At 72.3% G+C, this 23,840-nt stretch carries 17 protein-coding genes; 7 read left to right on the top strand and 10 right to left on the bottom strand.

What is annotated here, in order from left to right:
* Positions 1-66: 66 nt before the first annotated feature.
* The gene (locus SGFS_RS15550; RefSeq protein WP_286250816.1) at positions 67-1,323 is read right to left on the bottom strand and encodes a cytochrome P450; all 1,257 of its coding nucleotides are present in this window, start codon (positions 1,321-1,323) and stop codon (positions 67-69) included.
* Positions 1,324-1,625: 302 nt separating this feature from the next.
* Between SGFS_RS15550 and ccrA the strand changes: the two genes are divergently transcribed.
* From ccrA to SGFS_RS15525, 5 genes are all read left to right on the top strand, one after another.
* Positions 1,626-2,981 carry a crotonyl-CoA carboxylase/reductase gene (ccrA, locus tag SGFS_RS15545; protein WP_286250814.1) on the top strand — a complete coding sequence of 452 codons (1,356 nt, stop codon included), beginning with the start codon at positions 1,626-1,628 and terminating at the stop codon, positions 2,979-2,981.
* Positions 2,978-4,798 carry a 3-hydroxyacyl-CoA dehydrogenase family protein gene (locus tag SGFS_RS15540; RefSeq protein ID WP_286250812.1) on the top strand — a complete coding sequence of 607 codons (1,821 nt, stop codon included), beginning with the start codon at positions 2,978-2,980 and terminating at the stop codon, positions 4,796-4,798. Before ccrA ends, SGFS_RS15540 begins: the two co-directional genes overlap by 4 nt.
* 296 nt (positions 4,799-5,094) lie before the next feature.
* Positions 5,095-6,645 carry a histidine ammonia-lyase gene (gene hutH, locus SGFS_RS15535; RefSeq protein ID WP_286259944.1) on the top strand — a complete coding sequence of 517 codons (1,551 nt, stop codon included), beginning with the start codon at positions 5,095-5,097 and terminating at the stop codon, positions 6,643-6,645.
* Between the two features lie 23 nt (positions 6,646-6,668).
* Complete coding sequence (locus SGFS_RS15530) at positions 6,669-13,982, top strand: type I polyketide synthase (protein WP_286250810.1); 7,314 nt, start codon at positions 6,669-6,671, stop codon at positions 13,980-13,982.
* 253 nt (positions 13,983-14,235) lie between these two features.
* Positions 14,236-15,045 (top strand): SDR family oxidoreductase, encoded by an 810-nt coding sequence (locus SGFS_RS15525; RefSeq protein ID WP_286250808.1) that lies wholly within the window; start codon positions 14,236-14,238, stop codon positions 15,043-15,045.
* Positions 15,046-15,071: 26 nt separating this feature from the next.
* Here the strand turns inward: SGFS_RS15525 and SGFS_RS15520 are convergent, their stop codons facing one another.
* Complete coding sequence (locus SGFS_RS15520) at positions 15,072-15,785, bottom strand: SDR family NAD(P)-dependent oxidoreductase (RefSeq protein WP_286250806.1); 714 nt, start codon at positions 15,783-15,785, stop codon at positions 15,072-15,074.
* A gap of 273 nt (positions 15,786-16,058) precedes the next feature.
* Between SGFS_RS15520 and SGFS_RS15515 the strand changes: the two genes are divergently transcribed.
* Complete coding sequence (locus SGFS_RS15515) at positions 16,059-16,757, top strand: TetR/AcrR family transcriptional regulator (RefSeq protein ID WP_286250804.1); 699 nt, start codon at positions 16,059-16,061, stop codon at positions 16,755-16,757.
* A 2-nt stretch (positions 16,758-16,759) separates the two neighbouring features.
* Here SGFS_RS15515 and SGFS_RS15510 read toward each other — a convergent pair whose 3' ends face one another.
* A complete protein-coding gene (locus SGFS_RS15510; protein ID WP_286250802.1) occupies positions 16,760-16,903 on the bottom strand; it encodes a hypothetical protein in 144 nt (47 codons plus the stop codon).
* 92 nt (positions 16,904-16,995) lie between these two features.
* On the opposite strand from SGFS_RS15510, the gene SGFS_RS15505 reads away from it, so the two are divergent.
* Positions 16,996-17,946, top strand: coding sequence for a Rieske (2Fe-2S) protein (locus tag SGFS_RS15505; RefSeq protein WP_286259942.1), 951 nt, complete (start codon positions 16,996-16,998; stop codon positions 17,944-17,946).
* A 74-nt stretch (positions 17,947-18,020) separates the two neighbouring features.
* Here SGFS_RS15505 and SGFS_RS15500 read toward each other — a convergent pair whose 3' ends face one another.
* From SGFS_RS15500 to SGFS_RS15470, 7 genes are all read right to left on the bottom strand, one after another.
* A complete protein-coding gene (locus SGFS_RS15500; protein ID WP_286250800.1) occupies positions 18,021-18,743 on the bottom strand; it encodes a FadR/GntR family transcriptional regulator in 723 nt (240 codons plus the stop codon).
* Positions 18,734-19,762: an aldo/keto reductase gene (locus SGFS_RS15495; protein ID WP_286250797.1), complete on the bottom strand. Its 1,029-nt coding sequence runs from the start codon at positions 19,760-19,762 to the stop codon at positions 18,734-18,736. Before SGFS_RS15495 ends, SGFS_RS15500 begins: the two co-directional genes overlap by 10 nt.
* 124 nt (positions 19,763-19,886) lie before the next feature.
* Complete coding sequence (locus tag SGFS_RS15490) at positions 19,887-20,954, bottom strand: sugar kinase (protein WP_286250794.1); 1,068 nt, start codon at positions 20,952-20,954, stop codon at positions 19,887-19,889.
* Entirely contained in the window at positions 20,951-21,586 is a 636-nt protein-coding gene (locus tag SGFS_RS15485) for a bifunctional 4-hydroxy-2-oxoglutarate aldolase/2-dehydro-3-deoxy-phosphogluconate aldolase (protein WP_286250792.1), read from the bottom strand. The genes SGFS_RS15490 and SGFS_RS15485 overlap by 4 nt, the downstream gene beginning before the upstream one ends.
* Positions 21,583-22,344: an SDR family oxidoreductase gene (locus SGFS_RS15480; RefSeq protein WP_286250790.1), complete on the bottom strand. Its 762-nt coding sequence runs from the start codon at positions 22,342-22,344 to the stop codon at positions 21,583-21,585. The genes SGFS_RS15485 and SGFS_RS15480 overlap by 4 nt, the downstream gene beginning before the upstream one ends.
* A complete protein-coding gene (locus SGFS_RS15475; RefSeq protein WP_286250788.1) occupies positions 22,341-23,393 on the bottom strand; it encodes a zinc-dependent alcohol dehydrogenase in 1,053 nt (350 codons plus the stop codon). The genes SGFS_RS15480 and SGFS_RS15475 overlap by 4 nt, the downstream gene beginning before the upstream one ends.
* Positions 23,390-23,827: an RbsD/FucU domain-containing protein gene (locus SGFS_RS15470; RefSeq protein WP_286250787.1), complete on the bottom strand. Its 438-nt coding sequence runs from the start codon at positions 23,825-23,827 to the stop codon at positions 23,390-23,392. Before SGFS_RS15470 ends, SGFS_RS15475 begins: the two co-directional genes overlap by 4 nt.
* Between the last annotated feature and the right edge of the window lie 13 nt (positions 23,828-23,840).

Below are 23,840 nucleotides of genomic sequence, written 5' to 3'. Positions count from 1 at the left end.
GGGTGGCCGCCCACGCCGGGCGGCCACCGTGCTACGCGGTGGCAGGTTCTCGCCGCAGGCCAGGTGTCAGGTAGTCCTCGGCAGGGCCGGGGCGTCGAAGACCATCTCCAGTGTCTTGAAGCGACGCAGCACCGCCCCCGGAAAGAGTTCGGGCTCGAAGCCGGGCCTGACCCGGAGGTTGGGCAGCCGCTTGTACAGCTTCGCGGCGGCGACCTGAATCTCGAGCCGGGCCAGGTTCATACCGACGCAGAAATGGATGCCCTGACCGAACGGCAGATCCAGCGGCAGGTTCGCCCAGTCACGGTCGATGATGAACTCGTCCGGCCGGTCGTAGACCAGCGGATCATGGCTCCCGGCGCTGATGACGGCGAAGGCCTTCTCACCCGGTTCGACATCGAGGCCCCCGAGTCTGGTCGGCTTGGCGCAGGTGCGCCACAGACCCGAGATGGGTGACTCGAACCGCAGTGACTCCGCTGCCAGGGAGGGCGACATCCCCTCGACGTCGGACAGGAACAGCGCCTTCTGCTCGGGGTACCGGTCCAGCAGATAGGCGGTGTTGCCGATCGCCCCGATCGTCGTACCGATCCCCGCCACGTTCAGCAGCTGGATCATGCGCGCGATCTCGCCCACCTCGAAGTAGTCGCCGTCCACCTGGGCGAACGACAGCTGGGTGATCAGGTCGTCGCTGCCCGGCCCGGCCGCCCGCTTCGCCCGGATCATCCCGCCGAGGTGGTCCAGCCACTCGTTGAGCTCGGTGCCGTACCCGCCCTCCGCCCGACCGTCCATGGTGTCGGTGACGAGCTCCTCCATCCGCTGCGCCGACCGCGCGTACTCGTCGCGTTCACTCTCCGGCACGCCCAGCAGCTCGCATATGTGACCGGCGGCCATCCGAGCCGCGAAGTCGTCGTACATCTCGAAGGATCCCCGGTCGGAGAGCTCGTCGACGAGGTCATCCGCGAAGCGTTCGCTGAAAGCGCGCATGTTCTGGATACGGGACGCCGACAACGCCTTGACCAGCAGTTTCCGTTGGCGGGTGTGGCGCGGCGGGTCGGCCCAGCCGAGCACCTGCTCCTGAGGCGGCAGCGGCTCCTTCAGCGGCCAGATGTTGCCGAGCGCGCTGGACCACGTCTGGTGTCCGGCCAGCACCTCCTTGACTCCCTCGTAGGTGCTGATCTGCACCGCGTCCAGCTCGGCGTTGCGGGCGACGGGGCAGCGGGCCCGGTCGTGTGCGAGCTCCTCCCAGGGTTCGGTGGTCTTGGCCGTGTACGGCCTGTACCGCGGCTGGACGTCCTCGACCGGCGCATCCGTGGGCCGACTGGTCATCTCGCTCTTCCTCTCGGTCGTCCTCGTTCGGTCGTGGTCCGCCGCGGCCGGGTGAACTCCCTTGCCAGGGAGATGAGTTGCGGAAGAACGGGCTGGTCCCGGCAGTCGGCGGTGCCCCAGCGTGCGCCCGCCCGTCCATGCTCCGCCTCTGCCCGTGCCGCTCTGCGGCACGGAGGGATGACATGTGAACGTTCAAGGTCATCTCCTGAATCGGGTCGTCAGTGCCTTCATCGCGCGGCCGGACCCGAACTCCGCCTGAGTCGTAACCGCTCGACCCCACTCGACACGTCACGGGATGGCATATGGATGAGATCATCGGCGCTCTCCTCTCGGAGGACCTCACACCGCGAGATGTGACGGGTCTGCGCCTGCCGGGGCACTACCGGGGCAACGTGGTGCGCCGGGAGGACACCGCGATGTTCGAGGGCATGCACTCGAAGGAGAAGGATCCTCGCAAGTCCCTGCAGGTGCAGGAGGTTCCGACACCGGAGCCGGGACCGGGCGAGGCCCTGATCGCCGTGATGGCGAGCGCGATCAACTACAACACCGTGTGGTCCTCGATCTTCGAGCCCCTGCCGACCTTCGGCTTCCTGGAGCGCTACGGACGCCTCAGCGACCAGGCCAAGCGCCACGACCTGCCCTACCACGTGCTGGGATCCGACCTGGCGGGGGTGGTGCTGCGCACCGGGCCCGGAGTCAACCGGTGGCGCGCGGGCGACCGGGTCGTGGCGCACTGCCTGTCCGTCGAACTGGAGAGCCCCGAGGGCCATGACGACACGATGCTGGACCCCGAGCAGCGCATCTGGGGCTTCGAGACCAATTTCGGAGGCCTCGCCGAGCTGGCGCTGGTGAAGTCCAACCAGCTGATGCCCAAGCCCGAGCACCTGACCTGGGAGGAGGCCGCCGCTCCGGGGCTGGTGAACTCGACCGCCTACCGGCAACTGGTCTCCCGCAACGGCGCCCAGCTGAAGCAGGGCGACAACGTGCTGATCTGGGGCGCGAGCGGCGGGCTCGGTTCGTACGCCACCCAGTTGGCGCTCGCCGGCGGCGCCAACCCCGTCTGCGTGGTCTCGTCGCCGCAGAAGGCGGCCATCTGCCGCTCCTTGGGCGCCGAAGCGGTCATCGACCGCAACGCCGAGGGCTACAGGTTCTGGAAGGACGAACGCACCCAGGACCCCAAGGAGTGGAAGCGGTTCGGCGGGCGCATCCGGGAGCTCACCGGCGGCGAGGACGTCGACATCGTCTTCGAACACCCGGGCCGGGAGACGTTCGGCGCATCGGTGTACGCGACGAGGAAGGGCGGCACCGTAGTCACCTGCGCGTCCACTTCCGGATACATGCACGAGTACGACAACCGCTACCTGTGGATGTCGCTGAAGCGCATCGTCGGCTCTCACTTCGCCAACTACCGAGAGGCCTGGGAGGCCAACCGGCTCATCACCAAGGGCAGAATCCATCCGACGTTGTCGAAGGTCTACCCGTTGGAACAGGCCGGGCAGGCGGCGTACGAGGTCCACTCCAACCTCCATCAAGGCAAGGTCGGCATCCTCTGCCTGGCGCCGCAGGAGGGCCTCGGTGTGCGCGACCACGAACTGCGCGCCCAGCACATCGACGCCATCAATCGCTTCCGCGAGCAGAAGGTGCGAGGAACGTCATGACGACCGATCAGCGACCCCACACCGCACCCCATACCGCACCCCTCACCGCACCCCTCACCGGCATCGTCGGCCTCGGCACGGTCGGCGAGGCGTTCCTCCGCCTGGCCCACCGGGCCGGCCACCGCATCGTGGCCGTCGACACCGACCTCGACGCACTCGCACGGGTCGGCGACCGCCTCAAGGCAAGCAGCGCGGGCTCGGCGGAGTCGGTCGTCCTCACACCTGACGTGGCGGCACTCGCGGACGCCACCGTGGTGATCGAGGCCGTGTCCGACGACCTGGCCGTCAAGACGGACGTACTGCGCCGTATCGGCGAGGTCTCGCAGGCCCCGGTCCTCACGACGACCTCCGCCCTCTCCGTCCCCCACCTCGCCATCGCGTCCGGCCGACCGGAGTCGGTCGCGGGTCTGCGCTTCCTCGTCCCGCCCGGACCCTCGGGCACGGTGGAAGCGGCACCCACCGCCCTGACCTCCCCGTCCACCGCGAGCGCCGCGGACCGGCTGATCGCCGAACTGGGCCTGACACAGGTCGAGATCGGCGCCGGACCGGCACAGGACGCCACCGCACTCGTGATGGCGTACCTGAACCGGTCCGTGGCCTTTCTCGACGCCGGCCATGCCACCCGCGACGACATCGACACGGCGATGCGACTCGGCTGCGGTCTGCCGGCCGGGCCGCTGCGCCTGCTGGACACCATCGGGCTGGACACGGCCCAAGCGACCCTGACGCGACTGCACCGGCAGACGGGCGACGCCTCCTTCATCCCGGCCCCGTTGTTGACCCGCACGGTCGACTCCGGCCGCCTGGGACGCAAGACCGGCGAAGGCTTCTACAGCTACGACACCGAGGGCAACGAGGCCACCGTGGGCAGCAGGGGCAGCAGGGGCAGCAGGGGCAGCGGGGGCAACGAGGGCGGCACAACCCGGGACAGGCCCGTGGACCATCCCCCCGCCGTCCGCCGACCGGTGCGTACGGTCGCCGTCCTGGGCTCCGGCGTCATGGCGCGCGGCATCGCGGAGGTCACGGCGACCGCGGGCCATCCCACCGTGCTGGTGGCGCGCAGCCGGGAGAAGGCCGAAACGGCCCTCGCGGCGATCTCCGAATCCCTGACCCACGCTGTCCGCCGCGGCCGGATGACACCCCGGCAGAAGGCGGCCGCCCTGCCGCTGCTCACCCCTGCCACGGACATACGAGCAGTCGCCGACCGCGATCTGATCATCGAAGCGGTGGCGGAAGACCTCGACGTCAAGCGACTCCTCTTCTCCCGGCTCGGCACGGTCGCCAAACCGGAAGCCGTCCTGGCGACCACCACGTCCAGCCTGTCCGTGACAGCCTGCGCGAAGGCCGCCGGACGGCCCGCCGATGTCGTCGGCATGCACTTCTTCAACCCGGCACCCGTACTGCGACTCGTCGAACTGGTCCGCACCGACGACACCTCCGACGACGTGTTCACCGGCGCCCAGGCCTTCGCCGCCGGCCTGGGGAAAACCACGGTCACCTGTCCCGACCGCGCCGGCTTCATCGTCAACTGCCTCCTCTTCCCCTACCTCGGCGCGGCGGTCGATCTGCTGCGGCGCCCCGGCACCGACATCGAGGCCACGGACAGCGCCGTCCGGAACGGCTACGGCCACCCCATGGGCCCCTTCGCGCTCCTCGACACGATCGGCCTGGACGTCGCGCTGGCCATCCAGCACCGCCTGTACGACCAACTCGCCCACCCCGAGCAGAAACCGGCCCCCCTCCTGGAAGACCTCGTCGCCACCGGCGCACTGGGCCGCAAGAACCGCCGGGGCTTTCGCACCGCCGGCCGACGCTGACGCGAACCCCGTCCCCGTCCCCGCACGTGCCGCTCCTCGGCACAGAGGGATGACATGTGAACGCTCGACATCATTTCCTGGGCTCAGGCGGCCGGCGCCTCGCTGGACACCGCGCTCTCCCTCTGCCGCGGACCTGTCCCGGAGGGGCTGTGGGCTGCCGCTTCTTGGTGAAGACCCTCCGCTAGCCGAGCCCCCCACGTGACCAGCTCGATAGGAAGAAACGCCATGAAGAGGCAACTCGAACGCGACTTCGTCCGACCCGAGACCGCCGAGGCGGAGGCGGCCGCCTGATGGGTATGCCGCGCCACACCGTGACCGTCGGGACCGGACCGCTCTCCTTCGTCGACGTCGCCGCCGTCGCCCGGGAAGGCGCGACGGTCTGCCTCGGTGACGACGCCTTCTCGGCACTGGAGAAGGGCCGGGCCGTCGTGGAGGAACTCGCCTGCGCCCCGACACCGTCGTACGGGATCTCGACCGGGTTCGGCGCTCTGGCGACCCAGCACATCCCGCCCGAGCAGCGGGCTCAGCTGCAGCGGTCTCTGGTCCGCTCCCACGCGGCCGGCTCGGGGCAGGAGGTCGAGCGGGAAGTCGTACGCGGAATGATGCTGCTGCGGCTCTCGACGCTCGCGACCGGCCACACCGGCGTGCGGGTCGAGACCGCGGAGCGGCTCGCCGCCATGCTGTCGGCCGGGATCACACCGGTGGTGAGCGAGTACGGCTCGCTCGGCTGCTCCGGCGATCTGGCACCGCTCGCCCACTGCGCGCTGGCGCTGATGGGCGAGGGCGAGGTACGCGACGCGTCGGGTGCCCGCATGCCCGCCGCCGAGGCGCTCACCGCCGCCGGCCTCAGCCCGGTCGAGCTGCACGAGAAAGAGGGCCTCGCCCTCATCAACGGCACCGACGGCATGCTGGCCCAACTCGTCCTCGCGATCACCGATCTATGGCGGCTGCTGAAGACCCTGGACATCGCCGCCGCCATGTCCGTCGAGGCACTGCTCGGGACCGACAGGGCGTTCGCGCCCGAACTCCAGGCACTTCGGCCCCATCCCGGTCAGGCCGCCGCCGCGGCCAACCTGGTCGCCGTCATGGCCGGTTCCGGTGTCGTCGCCTCCCATCGCGGGCCGCACTGCACACGCGTGCAGGACGCGTACTCCCTGCGGTGCACGCCCCAGGTCCACGGCGCCGCACGTGACACCGTCGAGCACGCCGCCGCCGTGGCCGGCCGTGAACTGGCCGCGGCCATCGACAACCCGGCCGTGCTCTTCAGCGACGGACGGGTGGCGTCGAACGGCAACTTCCACGGCGCGCCCGTCGCCTACGCGCTCGACTTCCTGGCCATCGCGACCGCGGACGTCGCCTCGATCAGCGAACGCCGAACCGACCGGTTCCTGGACGTCGCCCGCAACCACGGCCTGCCGGCGTTCCTCGCCGACGACCCCGGGGTGGACAGCGGTTACATGATCGCCCAGTACACCCAGGCCGCGATCGTCTCCGAGCTCAAGCGTCTGGCGGCACCCGCGTCGATCGATTCCATACCGTCGAGCGCGATGGCGGAGGACCACGTGTCCATGGGATGGGGCGCCGCCCGCAAACTGCGGCGTGCCGTCGACGGCCTCACCCGCGTCGTCGCCATCGAGATCCTCACCGCCGCCCGCGCGCTCGACTTACGCGCCCCCTTGACGCCGTCCGCCGCCACCGGCGCGGTCGTGGCGCTGCTGAGGTCCTCCGGTGTGCCCGGTCCCGGCCCTGACCGGTACCTGGCGCCCGAGATCGACAACACGGTCGAACTCGTCGGCTCGGGCGCCGTTCTCGCCGCAGTCGAGTCAGTGATCGGAGCCCTTTCATGACCCAACCGCGAGAAAGGGCAGGCATGCCCGCGACACGCAGTGCCGACCTGGTCCGCCCGTTGCCCGAGCTGCTGCGCGAACACGCGGCGCTGCGCGGGACCAAGGCCGCGTACTCCGACGCGCGCCGGACGGTGACCTACACGGAACTGGAACGGCGTACGGCCCGGCTCGGCGGTCACCTGGTCGCACTCGGCCTGCCCCGGGGCGCCCGCGTGGCGATCCTGCTGGGCAACCGCGTCGAGATGGTGGAGAGCTACCTCGGTGTCAACCGGGCCGGCTGCGTCGGCGTGCCGGTCAACCCGCACTCCTCCGACGCGGAACTGCTGCACATGCTCACCGACAGCGACGCCCACGCGGTGATCACCGACACCGCGCACGCCGACCAGGTGCGCGCGGTGCTGCCGGCCGGTCCACGCCACCTCGTCGTCGTGGGCGACTGCCCGGACGCGATGTCCTACGAGGACCTGGCCACGAGCGAGCCGGCCGTCCCCGCACGTGACGACCTCGGTCTGGACGAACCGGCCTTCCTGCTCTACACCTCGGGCACGACGGGCCGCCCCAAAGGCGTGCTGTCCACGTTGCGCGCCGCGCTGTGGAACGTCGCCAACTGCTATGCCCCGATCGTCGAACTCTCCTCGGCGGACACGCTGTTGTGGCCGCTGCCGCTGTTCCACACCCTCGGCCACCACCTGTGCGTGATCGGTGTGACCGCGGTCGGCGCCACGGCGCATCTGATGGCGGGGCTCGACGCCGCCGAGGTGCTCGACGAACTGCGCTCGCGGCCCTACACCTTCCTGGTCGGCGTGCCGACCGTCTACCACAACCTGGTCCATGCCGCCGGTGCGGAAGGACTCACGCTGCCCGCGCTGCGCGTGTGCTTCATCGCGGGTGCCGTCAGCACGCCCGCGCTCGCCGACGCGTTCGAGGCCGCCTTCGGTGTCAGGCTCACCGACAGCTACGGCAGCACCGAGACGAGCGGGACGATGACCGCCATGCGGCCGGACGGCGAGCGGGTCCCCGGCTCGTGCGGTCCGCCGGTGCCCGGACTGGGCCTGCGCGTGGTGGACCCGGACACCGGCGTCGACGTGCCGACCGGTGAGGAGGGCGAGGTCTGGGTCAGCGGCCCCAACGTGATGCTGGGCTACCACAACCTGCCGGAGGCCACCGCGGAGGTGATCCGCGACGGCTGGTACCGCACCGGCGACCTCGCCCGCCAGAACGACGCCGGCTATCTCTGGATCACCGGCCGGCGCAACGACGTGATCATCAGGGGCGGGGAGAACGTGCACCCCACCGAGATCGAGGCCGTACTCGCCCAGGTGCCCGGTGTGCGCGAGGCCGCCGTGACGGCACTCGCGGACGAGGAGTTCGGCCAGGTCCCGGTGGCGCTGGTGGTGCCCGAACCCGACGGCGTCGACTGCGCGGAGCTGTTCGCGCGCTGCCGCCGGGACCTCGCCTACTTCAAGGTGCCGGTGGAGGTCCGCGCCGTGGCCGCGCTGCCGAGGACGGGCACGGGCAAGGTCGCGCGCAAGGCACTGGCCGAACTGCCCGGCCGGCTGCTCGCGGTCGCCGGCTCCCACGACGGACTGCACCTCATGGGCGCCGACGGTGAGTTGGCCCCGCTCCCGGGTGCCGGACTGCCCGCCGGGGCCGGGCCGCTCGCCGGCCGCGACGTGGCTCTGACGGGAGACGCCGGAGACCTCGCCGACCTGATCGCCCACCATCTCGCGGCCGGCCACGAGGCCCGGAGCGTCGAGCCGTCCGGCACCGAGCACGACGTCACCGTCACGGTCACCGGCTCCACCGTGACGATCACCGCCGCCGGGTCCGCTCCCACCACCCTGGTGCTGGCGAAGGGGCTGACCGGCCACCGGATCCGCAACGCCGTGGACGTCGCCCTGAGCCGGCCCGGCAGCACACTCGTCGCAACCGTCTGGTCGATGTCGGCCACCGCGTCGGACCGGCTGCCGGCCAGGGTCGACCTGGCCGGGCTCACCGGGTCCGACCTCAGCAGGGCACTCGTCGACCTCGTCTCGGGCGAGGTCGCCCATGTGCTGGGCGAAACCGGTGGAATCGAGCCGGACCGGGCCCTGCGCGAGTACGGGCTCACCTCGGCGGACGCGGTCCGGCTGCGGGACCGGATCGCCGCCGCCGTGGCACTGCGCCTGCCCACGACACTGGTGTTCGACCACCCCTCGGTGCGTGCGATCGCCGGATACCTGCGCGGCGAGCTCACCGGCACACCCGAGCCGCACGCCACGACCGCCGCGTCGACCGGCACCGACGACGACCCCGTGGTGCTCGTGGGCATCGGCTGCCGCTACCCCGGCGGGGTCGGTTCCCCCGATGAACTGTGGCGGCTGCTGGCCGACGGCGCCGACGTCACCTCCGAGTTCCCCGACGACCGGGGCTGGGACCTCGACGGACTGTTCGACCCCGACCCCGACCGCAGCGGCACCTCCTACACCCGGCGGGGCGGGTTCCTCCGTGAGGCGGCCGACTTCGACCCCGAGTTCTTCGGGATCTCGCCGCGCGAGGCGCTGGCGATGGACCCGCAGCACCGGCTGCTCCTGGAGACCTCCTGGGAGGCGCTGGAGCGCGCCGGCATCGACCCGACGTCCCTGCGCGGCGAGCGGGTCGGGGTGTACGCGGGGCTGATGCACCACGACTACGTCACCGATCCGGGCCGGGTGCCCCGCGAACTGGAGGGCTACATCGGCACGGCCACGGCCGGTGGCGTCGCCTCCGGGCGGATCGCCTATGTGCTCGGGCTGCGCGGTCCGGCGCTCACGGTCGACACCGCCTGCTCCTCGTCGCTGGTGGCCATCCACCTCGCGGTGCAGTCGATCCGCCGGGGCGAGTGCGAGGTCGCGCTGGCCGGTGGGGTGGCCGTCATGGCGACGCCGCGCGCGTTCGTGGAGCTCAGCAGGCAGCGCGCGCTGGCCGTGGACGGGCGGTGCAAGGCGTTCGCCGCGGCGGCGGACGGCACCGGCTGGGCGGAGGGCGTCGGCATGGTGGTGCTGGAACGGCTGTCCAGCGCCCGCCGCGCCGGGCACCCGGTGCTGGCCGTGATCCGGGGCTCCGCGGTGAACCAGGACGGCGCGTCCAACGGCCTGACGGCACCGAACGGGGCGGCGCAGCAGGAGGTGATCAGGCTCGCCCTGCGGGACGCCGGACTGACACCGGCCGACGTGGACGCGGTCGAGGCACACGGCACCGGCACCCGGCTCGGCGACCCGATCGAGGCCGGTGCGCTGCTGGCCACCTACGGGCAGAACCGCGACACCCCGCTCTGGCTGGGCTCGCTGAAGTCCAACATCGGGCACACCCAGGCCGCGGCCGGGGTCGGCGGCGTGATCAAGGTCGTACAGGCCATGCTGCACCGCACCCTGCCGAAGACCCTGCACGTGGACGAGCCGTCGCCGCACGTCGACTGGGCGGCGGGAGACGTCCGGCTGCTCACCGAGAGCATGCCGTGGCCGGAGCGGGGCCGGCCGCCGCGCGCGGCTGTCTCCTCCTTCGGGATCAGCGGCACCAACGCGCACCTGATCCTGGAGGCACCGTCGGAGGAACCCGCACCGACGCCCGCCGCCGAGCCGCCCGCCACGGAGCCGTCCGTCGTCGCGTGGACGTTGTCCGGCAGGACTCCCGAGGGTCTGCGCAACTGGGCGGCCCGGCTGCTCCCCGTGGCCGAGGACGTCGCACCCGTGGACCTGGCGCACTCACTCGCGGTGTCGCGCGGCCACTTCACCCACCGCGCCGTCGTGGTCGGCGGCGACCGCGAGGAGCTGCTGGCCGGGGTGCGGGCCGTCGCCGAGGGCAAGCCGGCGCGGAACACCGTACTCGGAGTCTCCGATGTGGACGGAAAGGTGGCGTTCGTCTTCCCGGGGCAGGGCACCCAGTGGGCGGGCATGGCGGCCGGGCTGATGAGCGAACCGGTGTTCGCCGAATCCATCCACGCCTGTGAACGGGCGCTCAAGCCCCATGTGGACTGGTCCCTCACGGAGGTGCTGGCCGGCGGCGCCGACCGACTGGAACGGCTGGACCTCATCCACCCCGCGCTGTTCTCGGTGATGGTGTCGCTGGCCGCCCTGTGGCGCTCTCGTGGCGTCGAACCCGACGCGGTGCTCGGCCACTCCATGGGTGAGGTGGCCGCCGCGTGTGTCGCGGGCGCGCTGTCGCTGGAGGAGGCCGCCCGTGTCGTCGTGGTGCGCAGCCAGGTCATCGCCGAACTCGGCGTCAGCGCCGGCATGGCGTCGGTGACCGCGTCGCGCGCACAGCTGGACTGGCTGCTGGAGCGCTGGCCGGACCAGCTCTGGATCGCCGCGCTCAACGGTCCGTCCACCACCGTGGTCGCCGGTGACGACCTGGCGATCGACGGCCTGCTCGTCGAGTGCGCGCTGGACGGCCTGCACGCCCGCCGCATCCGCGTCGACGTCGCCTCGCACTGCCCGAAGATGGAGGCACTGCGCGAGGAACTGGTGGCCCGCCTCGGCGAGGTGCACACGACCAGGCCCTCGGTGCCGATGTACTCCACCGTGGACCTGGACTGGGTCGGCGACGCCACACTGACCGGCGCGTACTGGTATCGGAACCTCCGGCAACCCGTGCTGTTCCAGCCGGCCGTCGAGCATCTCGTCGACCAGGGCTTCCGGGTCTTCGTGGAGTCCAGCCCGCACCCGGCGCTGACCTCCGCCGTCGAGCAGACGCTGGAGAAGAGCGGCACGACCGGGGTGGTCACCGGCACCCTGCGCCGCGACGACGGCGGCCCCACACGGTTCCTGACCTCCGCCGCACAGCTGTACACGCGGGGCAAGGACGGCGTGCGCCTCGCCACCGGCACCGCCTACGGAACAGGCACCGGCACTGCCTCCGGCACCGGCACCGGCCGGCCGGTGCCCCTGCCGACCACACCGTTCCAACGGCGGCGGTTCTGGCTCACGACCACCGCCTCGGCCAGGCCGAGCACCGGCCATCCGCTGCTCGGCACGTTCGTCGAATCCGCCCGCAGCGGTGAGTCCGTGGCCACCGGCAGCATCTCGCCGGTCGAGCAGCCCTGGCTGGCCGACCACGCGGTGAACGGGACCTGCATCCTGCCCGGCACCGCGCTGCTGGACCTCGCGCTGCGCGCCGCGCACGGCACCGGTGGCACCGGAGTCGGCGAGCTGGTCATCGAGGCGCCCCTGGCACTGTCGCAGCAGGGCACGGCGGAACTTCAGGTCGTCGCGGACCCGGCCCGGCGTACGGTCGAGGTGTTCAGCAGGCCGGAACAGCCCGGCAGCCAGTGGCGACGCCACGCGCAAGGCACGATCGACGACACCCGCCAGGAGCCGTTCGTCGGGGCACCCCCGCCGGCCGACGCCGAGGAGATCGACGTCGACTACGCGTCGTCGGCCGCGCGCGGCTACGAGTACGGTCCCGCGTTCAGGGCCGTACGCAGGCTCTGGCGGCGAGGCGGGGAACTGTTCGCCGAGCTGCGGCTGCCCGAAGAGGCACCCGGCGGCTTCGCCGGCCCCGGGCTGCACCCCGTGCTCGGTGACGCCGCCCTGCACGCCCTCGCCCTGACCGAACAGCGCCCGGACGGCCACGTCGGGCTGCCGTTCGTGTGGCACGACGTATGGGCCGCCGACCGGCACACCACCCACGCGTACGCCCACCTGGCACCCGGCGGCCGGGACGAGTTCACCGTCACCCTCACCACCGCCGAGGGCGAACCGCTGTTCCGGGGCACACTCGGCATACGTACGGTGGCCCTGCGCGAGCTGACGGGCGCGCTGCCGACGGATTCGGCGTACCGGACGCGGTGGACCGAACTCGCCGACCCGGTGGCGGCACCCGCGCCGCGATGGGCGCTGCTGGGTACCGACCACCTCGGTGTGACCGCTGACGCCGACCTGGTGGATCTCGCCGATGCCGACGCGGTCCTCTGCATCCCGGCGCCCGGCGACGTCCGGGCGGCGACGCTGGACACGCTGTCCCACATCCAGCACTGGCTGGCGGCCGACCGCCCGGCCGACGTCCCCCTCGTCGTGCTGACCCGCAGCGACGACCTGGCGCACGCGGCGGCGCGCGGCCTGGTGCGCTCGGCGCAGTCCGAGCACCCCGGACGGTTCCTGCTGGTCGAGATGGACGACATGGCCGAGGATCCCCGCTCCTCGGCGCGGCTGGCCGACGCGGTGGCCGCCGGACGGCCGCACGTGCGGATCGGCGGCGGACGCCTCCGGGCGCCGGAACTGGAGCGTGTCACGCCGGGGCGGAACGCCCGACCGGACCTCAGCCGCGGCACGGTGCTGATCACCGGCGGCACCGGCACGCTCGGATCGCTGGTGGCGCGGCACCTGGTGACCGAGTACGGGGTACGCAGCCTCCTGCTCACCAGCCGCAGCGGTGCGCGGGGCGCCGGCCCTCTCGTCGCGGAACTGACCGGGCTGGGCGCCGAGGTGTCCGTAGCCGCCTGCGACGTCGCCGACCGGGACAGCCTGGCCGCAGCCCTCGACCTTGTGCCCGCCCGACACCCGCTGGTCGCGGTGGTGCACGCGGCCGGCGTCCTCGCGGACGGGGTGGTGACCGGGATGACCGCCGACCGGGTGGAGCAGGTGCTGCGCCCCAAGGTCGACGGCGCGCTGAACCTGCACGAGCTGACCAAGGACACCGAGCTGGCCGCCTTCGTACTGTTCTCCTCGCTGGCCGGGGTGCTGGGCAGCCCGGGGCAGGGCAACTACGCGGCCGCGAACGGGTTCCTGGACGCGCTCGCCGAGCGCCGCAGGGCCGACGGGCTGCCGGCGCAGTCCCAGGCGTGGGGCCTGTGGGAGGAGGCCTCCGGTATGACCGCCGTGCTGCGCGAGACCGACCGCGACGGCACCCTGCCGGACTCCACCCTGCCCATGCCCACCGAGTTCGCGCTGGCCCTGTTCGACGAGGCGCTGCGGCAGGACGACGCGGTACTCACCCTCGCCAGGTTCGACATCGCCAAGCTGCGCACCCGCGGGGCGCCCGCGCTGCTGAGCCGTCTCGTGCCCGCCGGACCGGCAGCCTCCGCACCCACCGTCCAGTTGCGCGACCTGACTCCGGCCGAGCGGGCCGAACGGCTGCTGGCCGAGGTGCGCGCGGCCGCCGCCGAGCTGCTCGGCCACCCGGATGCCGAGGCCGTACCCCCGGACCGGAGCCTGCACGAGTCCGGGCTGGACTCGCTGACCGCGGTGGAACTGCGCAACCGGCTGAGCGCCCTGACCGGGCTGCGGCTGCCCGCCACGCTGGTGTTCGACCACCCCGCTCCGCGGGCCCTGGCCGACCACCTCCACCGAGTGCTGGACGCTCCGGTGGAGGCGAGCGCCTGATGCGGCCGTACGGCTGTGCCCCCGCGCCGGGTGACCGGTCACGGGTCGCCCGGCGCCACTCGACGCGGGCGAAGGCCGACCGCGCCCGGGCCCGCTGTCGGCCGACCGGGCCGTGCGAGGCCGGCTCCAGCAGTTCGACCGCCGTGCCGAGGAAGAAGACCGGGCGGCACGACGCGTACGGCGAAGTGTCCTGGTGGGCCTCAGCGAATCCCAGCAACTGACTTGAACATGCTTGAACATGGTGGAGGTTGTGATGTCTCAAGACACGACGGACCTGGCCGGCCTGCGGGTCCTGGTGACCGGCGCGGCCGGCGGACTCGGCCGGGCCATCGCCGAGGCCGTGCACGCGGCGGGCGCGCACCTGGTGCTGACCACGAGGGACGCCGACTCGCTGCCCAGAGCCGCCGCCGGTCTCGACCGGGGCCCCGAGGTCGTCACGGCCGCCGCCGACGTCACCAACGACGTCGAGCTGGCCAAGGCCGTCGAGCTGGCCACCGAGCGGCTCGGCGGGATCGACGTACTGGTCAACAACGCCGGCGTGCCCGGACCGGCCGGACCGGCCTGGGAGAACGACCCGGCCGAGTGGGTGCACACCATGGAGGTCAACCTGGGCGGCGCGCTGGCAGCGTGCCGGGCGGTGCTGCCGGGCATGATCGAGCGCGGCCGGGGGCGGGTCGTCACGATCTCCAGCCACGCGGGGCACACCCGCTGGCCCTACGTCAGCGCGTACTCGGTGTCCAAGGCGGCGGTGAACAAGCTGACCGAGAACATGGCCATCGAACTGCTGCCGCACGGGATCAGCGCGTTCAGCTACCACCCGGGGATCTTGGACGTCGGCCTGGGGGCGTCGGCGACGGCGACCCGGACCAGCGACAACCCATGGCAGCGCCGCGTCGACTCCTGGCTCGACTCCCAGCGGGAGAGCGGCCGTTACACCCCGGTCGCCGAGGCCGTCGCCAACCTGCTCCGGCTGATCCGGGGCGAGGCCGACGCGCTCACCGGCCGCTACCTGACCCACGAGGACGACATCGCCGCGCTCGTCGCGGCAACCGGCCGCGCCTGACGAACCGGCGGTCGCTGTCGTCGTGGTCAGCCGAGCCGGACGCCCGTGTGGCTTTCCAGGACTCGAACGAGGCGGGCCTGGAACTCCTCGTCCCGTGACGCGGGGTGTGGTGTCTGGGTCCGCCGGTGGTACCAGTAGCCGCCGGTGCCCGGGGTCACGTCGTCGTGGGTGGCGAGCCACACCTGTGTTTGGTGGCCGGCGGCCAGGTCGTCCGGCGCGCCGGGACCGCCCATGCGGGTGGGAACCCATCCGGGGTCGACGACGTGGCTGGAGGTTCCTTCCCAGCGGGACGCGAACGCGAGCGCGAGGGTGGTGACCCAGAGTTTGGTGTCGTCGTAGGAAGCGGTGCCCGCGGTCAGCCGCCGTAGGTCGGTGGAGCCGGTTCGGTGCATGGAGCTGCTGAGGTAGATGAGGCGGGCCGGTTTGTCCATCAGGGCCGTCAGCATGTAGGGCGCGACGGTGTTGACAGTGATCGCTTCGGGGGAGTGCAGGACGCCGGCGTTGTGGATGACGGCGTCGAAGCGGCCGAACTCGGCGGCCTGTCGGGCAACTCCGCGGATCTCGTCCGGATCGGCGAGGTCCCCGACGACGACGCCCTTCCACCGGTCGGCGTCGTCGGCGTCGGTGAGACGGGCCGGATTGCGGACGTGGACGACCACGTCATGCCCGTCGTCGGCCAACATGTTCGCCGTGTCGCGTCCGAGCCCGCTGGAGGCCCCGGACACCAGAATCAGTGCCATGTCAGTCATCTTCTCGAACGAACCGCAGTTCATCGGGGACTGAAAGGGGGAAAAGCCTTTCCTCCCGCCTCGGCCGGAGACGTGAAGAGGGCTTCTGGGGACAGGCGCGGGCGATGGCCAGGGCGAGCGCCGGGGCCGGCTCCGATGACGGCGACATGGAACACCCGTTGGATAGGTCTATCCGTTTCCGGATTCGGTTAGCCCGATCCGGTTCGGTGCGGCCAGTGCGGAAGCAGAAATGGATAGGGTGATCCGGTAGCTAGACTGGGCGCCATGAACCCTGGCGCCCGAGAACCCCACGCCCCCGCCGCCCAGCGGCTGCGCAGTGACGCCGAGCGCAACCGGGCCCGCATCATCGCCGCCGGGCGCAAGGTGTTCGCGCGAGACGGGCTGAACGCCTCGATGGCCTCCGTGGCCCGGGAGGCGGGCGTGGGGATCGCCACCATCCTTCGCCACTTCCCCGCGAAGGCGGACCTGGTCGCCGCCGTCTTCTCCGACCGGATGGACGCCTACGCCGACGCCGTGGCAGTCGCGCTCGCGGACCCCGACCCCTGGCACGGGTTCACCGGCTACATCGAGACCGCCTGCGCCATGCAGGCCGCCGACTACGGCTTCGCCGACGTCCTGACCATGACCTTCCCCACCGCCAAAGCCCTGGAGAAGCGACGCGACGAGGCCTACGAGGCCATGGTCGAGCTCATCCGCCGCGCCAAGGCCACCGGCCGGCTGCGCGAGGACTTCGCCCCCTCCGACCTGGTCCTGATCCACATGGCCAACGCCGGCGTCGTCAACGCCACCGGCGACGCCGCCCCCGACGCCTGGCGCCGCGTCGTCGCCCTGCTGATCCAGTCCCTCGAGGCCCCTGCCCGCGGCCCCCTGCCCGCCTCGCCCGAACACGACGCCCTCTACAAGGCCATGCTCCGCGCCGGTCCGGCGGGCCCCAGCTCACCGGCACCGGGCAAGAAGGGCTGACCTCAGGGCCCGGTCGCCACCGCGTCGGCGGCCGCCGGGCGGAACGCCCCCGGGTTTTCACGCACAGCCGTCCGGGCGCGCGCGGCGAGGAGCGGCCGTGCTCCGTCATGGTCGACGTGCAGGGCGACGCCCAGCGCTGTTCGCATGGCCGGCGAGTACGCGATCTCACCCGTCGCTTCGTTTGCCTTCCGGGCAGGTGGGGACCCGGTTGCCCATGAATACGACACAACGCCGCCAGATGGGGCAGAACCGGATTTTGTGGCTGCTGGACCGCCTGGAGCGGGAACCACGGGCCGATGCGCTGATCGACGCGGCCCGCAGACGGGTGCGGTCCCTGCCGCTGGGGCGCGGCAGGGACGTACTGCACGGCAGGTGGCTGGGGCACCCGGTCCATCCGCTGATGGTGCAGGTGCCGATCGGCAGCTGGCTGTCGGCGGCGGTACTGGATCTGCGACCCGGCCACTCCCGCGAGGCGGGCCTCCTGGTCGGAGTCGGACTGGCCACGGCCGCTCCGGCGGCTCTGGCCGGCGCTGTCGACTGGGCGGAACTGCACCACCGGCAACAGCGGGTCGGCCTGGTGCACGCCGTGGCCAACTGGGCGGCCGTCGGCCTGTACACAACCTCCCTGGTCTGCCGACTCAAGGGCCGTACGGGTGCCGGCCGGGCGTACGGCTTCCTGGGGCTGACGGCGGTCGGTGTCGGCGGGATGCTGGGCGGCCACCTCGCGTACCGGCAGGCGTCCGGCGCCAACCACGCCGAAGAGGTCCCGCACGTCGTCACGGAGGGCTGGCACCGGATCGGGACCGTGGACGAGTTCCCGGTAGGTCGGCCCGTGCGGCGCAGTGTGGACGACGTGCCGGTCCTGGTCGTCCGGGAGACCGGCGGGGCGGTCCACGCGCTGGCCGAGCGGTGCAGCCACCTCGCGGGGCCGCTGTCCGAGGGCACGATCGTGGACGGGTGTATCGAGTGCCCGTGGCACGGCAGCGCCTTCCGGCTCGTGGACGGCTGGAACGTACGCGGTCCCGCGACCGCGCCCCAGCCCGCCTTCGACACCCGGATCGTCGGCGGCCACGTCGAGATACGCCTGCGCCACCAGGACGGGGGCGAGCGCGCGGCGAACGGCCGGGGAGCGGGCTGGCGGATGAGCGGGACAGGAGCGGCGCGTAACCCTCACGGCCACCACGACTGACGGTCGTCTGACCTCGCTGAGGCCGCCGCGTCGCACGGACGGCCTCACACGGGGCGTGCGGGCGACGGCGCTCCTCACTCGTGTGCCGACGCTCCGAAGGGGAGGGGCTGGTTGGAGCGCAGGTGTTCCCTCAGCGCCTGTTCGGTGTTGCTCAAGTGCAGCAACGCGGCGGCCTGGCTGAGGGCGGAGTCGCGGGTGGTGAGGGCCGAGTAGATCGCCTCGTGCTCGGCGAGGGTCCGGCCGGCGGCCTGGTCGTCGACCCGGCCGCGCCAGATCCGGGCGCGCAACGTTCGGCCGGAAACGCTTTCCAGGAGGGTGAGCAGGGTCTCGTTGCCGGTCGCCGCGACGACGGCCCGGTGGAAGGCGGCGTCGTGCGAGTTGAGCAGTTCGACGTCATCGCGGGCTTCGCGCATGGCGTCCAAGTGGCCTTTGACTTCGGCGAGTTGATCGTCGGTGATCCGGGTGGCGGCCAGCGCGGTGGCGACGGGTTCGAGGAGCCGGCGCACCTCCATGAGGTCCTGCAGGGCGGCCGAGTCGCTCTGCATCAGCTCCACCGCCCCGCCGAGCCCCTCCAGAAGCAGGCTCGGCTGCAGGCTGGTGACGTAGGTGCCGTCGCCCCGGCGGATCTCGAGGACCCGGGCGACGGCCAGCGCCTTGACCGCCTCACGCGCGAGGTTGCGGGACAGACCCAGCTGGGCGGCCAGGTCCGGTTCCGGGGGGAGCTTCGATCCCGGGGGCAGCGCACCCGTGCGGATCAGCTCCCGGAGCTGATCGATGGCCTTGTCCGTCAGAGACACTGAGAACTCCTCGCCCTACCGCCCACCCCGGGCACGTCCGACCTGATCAGTCCTTGGGCTCGGAGCTCGTCCCAGAGGCCTTCGGGAACGCACCGCCGGTGGAGTTCCACGTTCCGTCTGACCTGTTCCGAAGTCCGCATGCCGAGGGTGACATTGGTGACGGTGGGATGAGTGTGCGGGAAGGCGATCGCTGCCGCGGGCAGGGTCGTCCCGTGTGCCGCGCAGACCTCGGCGATCGCCCGGGCTCGGTCGACCAGGGCGGGCGGGGCGGCCTGGTAGTCGTACTTCATGCCCTCGGCGGGCCGGTCGCGTGACAGCAGTCCCGAGTTGAACACGCCGACGGCCACGACGCTCTTGCCCGATTCCCGTGCGGCGGGCAGTACGTCGTCCAGCGCCGACTGGTCGAGGAGGGTGTAGCGGCCGGCGAGCATCACCACGTCGGCGGCGGTCTCGCGCAGGAAGCGGGCTAGCATGGCCGACTGGTTCATGCCGGCGCCGATCGCACCGATCACTCCTTGGTCGCGCAGGTCCGCCAGGGCGGGCATGGCCTCGTCGGCGGCCTGCCTCCAGTGGTCGTCGGGGTCGTGCAGGTAGACGACGTCCAGGCGGTCGAGGCCCGTCCTCTCCAGCGTGGCCTCGATGGACCGCAGCACTCCGTCGCGGCTGAAGTCCCACTGGCGGCGCAGGTCGTCCCGTACGACGAAGCCCTCGCTGTCGACGCCCCGCGGGTGTTCGTTGGGTACGAGCAGCCGTCCCACTTTGGAGGAGACGACGTACTCGGCGCGGGGCCGCTGCCGCAGGGCCGCGCCCAGGCGCAGCTCGGACAGGCCCAGGCCGTAGTGCGGGGCCGTGTCGAAGTAACGGATGCCGGCTTCCCAGGCTGCCTCGACCGCGGCGGTCGCGTCCTCGACCGGGGTGACGCGGTACAGGTTGCCGATGACGGAGGCCCCGAAGCCGAGTTCGGTGAGTTCGACAGGGGTGTTCGTGATCTTCCGGCGTCCGATGGTCCGGTGCCTCAACTGCGCTCCTAGCGACTACGACTACGACTACGACTACGACTACGACTACGACTACGACTACGGGGACTACGGGGACTACGGGGACTACGGGGATACGGGTGGTGCGGTCGGGCCCGGTCGCAGGTCAGCGCCTGACGGCGGCCGAGCCGTCGGCCATGAGCGCCTCGACCTCGGCGAGCGAGGCCATGGAGACGTCCCCGGGGGTGGTCATGGTGAGCGCGCCGTGCGCGGTGCCGTAGGCGAGGGCCCGCTCCAGGCAGGCGTTCGTCAACCGGCCCGGCCGGACGCCGTCCCCGGTCAGCAGGCCGTGGATGAGACCGGCGGCGAAGCCGTCGCCGGAGCCGATGCGGTCCAGGACGTGCAGGCCGGGCATCAGGGGGCCGGTGACCAGGCCGGTCTCGGGTGACCAGGCGGCCGAGGCCCAGTCGTTGACACCGGCCGAGGGCACCTCGCGCAGGGTCGTCGCCAGCACCCTGGCGGAGGGGACCAGTCCCGCCACCTCGGCGAGCGCGTCCGGCACCTCGTCGGCGAGGACCCGCCCGTCGCCCGGGCGCGGACCGGCCAGCCCCAGGGCGCCGACGACCACATCCGCGTGCCGGGCGAGCCGCAGATCGACCTCGCGGGCCCGGTCGGCGCCGCCCCGGCCGACCCAGAGACTGGGGCGGTGGTTGGGGTCGTAGGAGACCGTGACGCCGTGGCGCCGGGCCGCGGCCATCGCCTCGTCCGCGACCTCCACGGTGGTGTCCGACAGGCCGGCGAAGACGCCACCCGTGTGGAACCAGCGCGGCCCCGCCGCGAAGATCGCGTCCCAGTCGACGTCCCCCTCGGCGAGCTGGGAGACGGCCGTGTGCGCGCGGTCGCTGACGCCCAGCGCGCCCCGGATGCCGTAGCCGCGCTCGACGAAGTTCAGGCCGTTGCGGGCGGTGCGGCCGATGCCGTCTTCGGGCACCCAGCGGATCAGTGACGTGTCGACGCCGCCCTGAAGGATCAGGTCCTCGACGAGACGCCCGACCGCGTTGTCCGCGAGGGAGGTGACGACGGCCGTCCGCCATCCGAAGCAGCGGCGCAGCCCGCGCACGACGTTGTACTCGCCGCCGCCCTCCCACACCTGGAAGGTGCGGGCGGTGCGGATCCGTCCCTCGCCCGGATCGAAGCGGAGCATCACCTCGCCGAGCGCCACCACGTCGGTCACGGCGCGCTCCTCTCCACGGCTTCGGCGGTCAGCCGGCGGATCTCGTCGAAGTCGCCCCGCTCCAGGTGCGCGGAGGTCGCCATCCAACTGCCGCCGACGGCGACGACCGCCGGCTCGGCGAGGTAGTCGGTCAGCCGGTCCGCGCCGATTCCACCGGTCGGCACGAAACGTGCCTGGGGGAAGGGCGCGGCGAGCGCCCGCAGGGTCCGCAGGCCGCCGAGGGGCTCGGCAGGGAAGAGCTTGACCGTGTCCACACCAGCCCGCAGGGCCCTCATCAGCTCGGTGGCGGTGGCGACACCCGGTACCACCGGCACGCCCAGCTCCCGGCACTTCGCGACGACGTCCCCGTCGAACCCGGGGGAGACCACGAAGCGGGCGCCCGCAGCCACGGCCCGCTCCGCCTGCTCGGGGGTGAGGACCGTGCCGGCGCCGACGGTGAGCCCGCCGTGCGCCGCCATCGCCTTGAGCACCTGCTCGGCGTCGGGGGTGCGGAAGGTGACCTCGGCGCACCGGGCGCCGCCCGCGACGAGCGCGGCGGCCAGCGGCGCCGCCACGTCGGCGTCCGGCACGGTCAGCACCGGCATGAGCCGGGCGCCCGCCAGGACGCAGGCCAGGTCGTCGGTGTCGCTCATCGGCCCAGCCATCCGCCGTCGACGGGCAGTACGGTGCCGTGGACGTAGGCGGCGGCGTCCGAGACGAGGAAGACCGTGGCGCCCGCCAGATCGTCCGCGCTGCCCCAGCGTCCGGCCGGGATACGCTCCAGGATCGCCTTGCTGCGTGCCGGGTCGTCCTGGAGGGCCTGGGTGTTGTCGGTGGCGATGTAGCCCGGGGCGATGGCGTTGACGTTGACGCCGTGCGGAGCCCACTCGTTGGCCAGCGCCTTGGTCAGACCGGTCACGCCGTGCTTGGCGGCGGTGTAGCCGGGCACGGTGATGCCGCCCTGGAAGCTGAGCAGCGACGCGGTGAAGATGATCTTCCCCTGGCCGCGTGCCACCATCGCCGCGCCGACGGCCCGGGTGAGGGCGAACTGCGCGTTGAGATTGACCTGGAGGACCAACTCCCAGTCGGCGTCGGTGTGTTCGGCGGCCGGGGCGCGACGGATGGTGCCCGCGTTGTTGACCAGGATGTCCACCGGCCGTTCCCGCCCCGCGAGGTCCGCGCCCAGGGCACGTACGGCCTCGGGGTCGGCGAAGTCGGTGCGGATGGCCTCGAAGGCGCGGCCCGCGGCGACGACGTCCTTCTCGATGTCGCTGCCGGACTCCTCCAGCGTGGCGCTGACGCCGATGACGTCCGCGCCGGCCTCGGCGAGCGCGCGGGCCATGGCCCGGCCGATGCCGCGCCGGGCCCCGGTGACGACGGCGAGCTTTCCGGTGAGGTCGAAGGAGGTCATACGGCGGCTCCCTGAGCGTCGTCGCTCTCGTCGGTGCAGTCCACGAGGATCTTCATCACGTCGCCGCCCGCCTCCAGCGCCTCGAACGCGGCGGGCGCCTCGGTGAGTGGCACGACCTTGCTGATGAGCCGGTCGGCCGGAACGGTGCCGTCGGCGACGAGCGCCACCGCCTTCTCGAAGTCGGAACGGTCGTACAACCGGGCGCCGACGAGGGTGAGTTCGCGCCAGAAGAAGCGGTGCAGGTTGATCTCGCGAGGCCGGGGGTGGATGGCGACGAGGCACAGCCGGCCGCGCACTCCGAGCACCTCGACCGCCGTGCCGACGCCGGCCGCGGCGCCGGACACCTCGAAGGCGACGTCCGCGCCCGCGTCCCCGGTCCACTCGCGGACCAGCTCGGGCACGTCGTCCACGGCCGGGTCCCAGGCGGTCAGCCCCGACTCCTCGGCGAGCGCGCGCCGGTGGGCGCTGAGTTCGGCGATGCGTACGTCGGCTCCGGCGGCCCGCGCGACCAGCGCTATCAGGATGCCGACGGGCCCGCCGCCGACCACGACGACCCGCTCGCCCTCCTTCACTCCGGCCCGGCCCACGTCGTGCACGGCGACCGCTGTTGGTTCGACGAGCGCGGCCCGGTCCAGGGCGAGGGCTTCGGGCAGCCGGATCAGGGTGGTGGCGGGCACGGTCCAGCGCTGCTGCATCGCACCGGGGGAGTCGATGCCGATGAAGTCCAGGTTCTGGCAGACGTGCTGGTGACCGGCCTGGCAGGCCGGGCAGGTGTCGTCCCAGCGCAGCGGCATCACGGTCACCGCGTCACCGGGAGCCCAGCCCTCCACGCCCGGGCCGACGCTCACGACACGGCCCGACATCTCGTGCCCGAGAACGGCGGGCGTGTCGACCCGGGCGTCCATGTCGCCGTGGAAGATGTGCAGGTCGGTGCCGCAGATGCCGACGTAGGCGGGGGCCAGTTCCACCTCGCCGGGTCCGGGCGGCGCACTGAGTGCGGGAGCCGTGTCCAGGGTGCGGGCGGCCGTGTAACGGACGGCGAGTGTCATCGTGTTCTCAGGGTCCCTTCTGCGCGGACGCCGATGGTCAGCAGCAGGTTGGCGTAGGTGCGGATGTCGGCGGTGACGATCGCCAGCGCCAGGTCGGGGGAGCGGGCGGCGTCGTAGAACTCGAAGCGGCCGAGCGTGTCGACCGGGGCGGGCGTCAGACGTGCGCGGTACTCGGCGATGGCCGGCGGTTCCGGTTCGTCCTCGGGCGGCACCATCACGTGGGCCGACTCGACGGGCAGGGCGCTCAGCAGGACGTCGAGCACAGTGGTGACGTCCAGCAGGCCGGGGGTCAGGTTGAGGTGGACGGTCCGGGCACGGTCGCCGATGGCGGTGCTCGCGGGGTAGTGGCCGTCGGCGAGCAGGACGCGGGCGCCGTGGCCGGCTCCGGCCAGCGCTTCGAGGATCCCGGGGTGCAGCAGTTCGGTCAGGAGCACGGTGTTCCCTCCT

It is taken from the genome of Streptomyces graminofaciens, from assembly GCF_030294945.1.
Lineage (GTDB): Bacteria > Actinomycetota > Actinomycetes > Streptomycetales > Streptomycetaceae > Streptomyces > Streptomyces graminofaciens.
The sequence above is the reverse complement of the archived record's forward strand: the minus strand, read 5'-3'. Positions and strand labels throughout refer to the sequence as shown.

Excerpts from the sequence above, each read along its gene's own strand:
- SGFS_RS15550 (WP_286250816.1), bottom strand. The coding sequence starts at position 1,323 with ATGACCAGTCGGCCCACGGATGCGCCGGTCGAGGACGTCCAGCCGCGG.
- ccrA (WP_286250814.1), top strand. The coding sequence starts at position 1,626 with ATGGATGAGATCATCGGCGCTCTCCTCTCGGAGGACCTCACACCGCGA.
- SGFS_RS15540 (WP_286250812.1), top strand. The coding sequence starts at position 2,978 with ATGACGACCGATCAGCGACCCCACACCGCACCCCATACCGCACCCCTC.
- hutH (WP_286259944.1), top strand. The coding sequence starts at position 5,095 with ATGCCGCGCCACACCGTGACCGTCGGGACCGGACCGCTCTCCTTCGTC.
- SGFS_RS15530 (WP_286250810.1), top strand. The coding sequence starts at position 6,669 with ATGCCCGCGACACGCAGTGCCGACCTGGTCCGCCCGTTGCCCGAGCTG.
- SGFS_RS15525 (WP_286250808.1), top strand. The coding sequence starts at position 14,236 with ATGTCTCAAGACACGACGGACCTGGCCGGCCTGCGGGTCCTGGTGACC.
- SGFS_RS15520 (WP_286250806.1), bottom strand. The coding sequence starts at position 15,785 with ATGGCACTGATTCTGGTGTCCGGGGCCTCCAGCGGGCTCGGACGCGAC.
- SGFS_RS15515 (WP_286250804.1), top strand. The coding sequence starts at position 16,059 with ATGAACCCTGGCGCCCGAGAACCCCACGCCCCCGCCGCCCAGCGGCTG.
- SGFS_RS15510 (WP_286250802.1), bottom strand. The coding sequence starts at position 16,903 with ATGCGAACAGCGCTGGGCGTCGCCCTGCACGTCGACCATGACGGAGCA.
- SGFS_RS15505 (WP_286259942.1), top strand. The coding sequence starts at position 16,996 with ATGGGGCAGAACCGGATTTTGTGGCTGCTGGACCGCCTGGAGCGGGAA.
- SGFS_RS15485 (WP_286250792.1), bottom strand. The coding sequence starts at position 21,586 with ATGAGCGACACCGACGACCTGGCCTGCGTCCTGGCGGGCGCCCGGCTC.
- SGFS_RS15480 (WP_286250790.1), bottom strand. The coding sequence starts at position 22,344 with ATGACCTCCTTCGACCTCACCGGAAAGCTCGCCGTCGTCACCGGGGCC.
- SGFS_RS15475 (WP_286250788.1), bottom strand. The coding sequence starts at position 23,393 with ATGACACTCGCCGTCCGTTACACGGCCGCCCGCACCCTGGACACGGCT.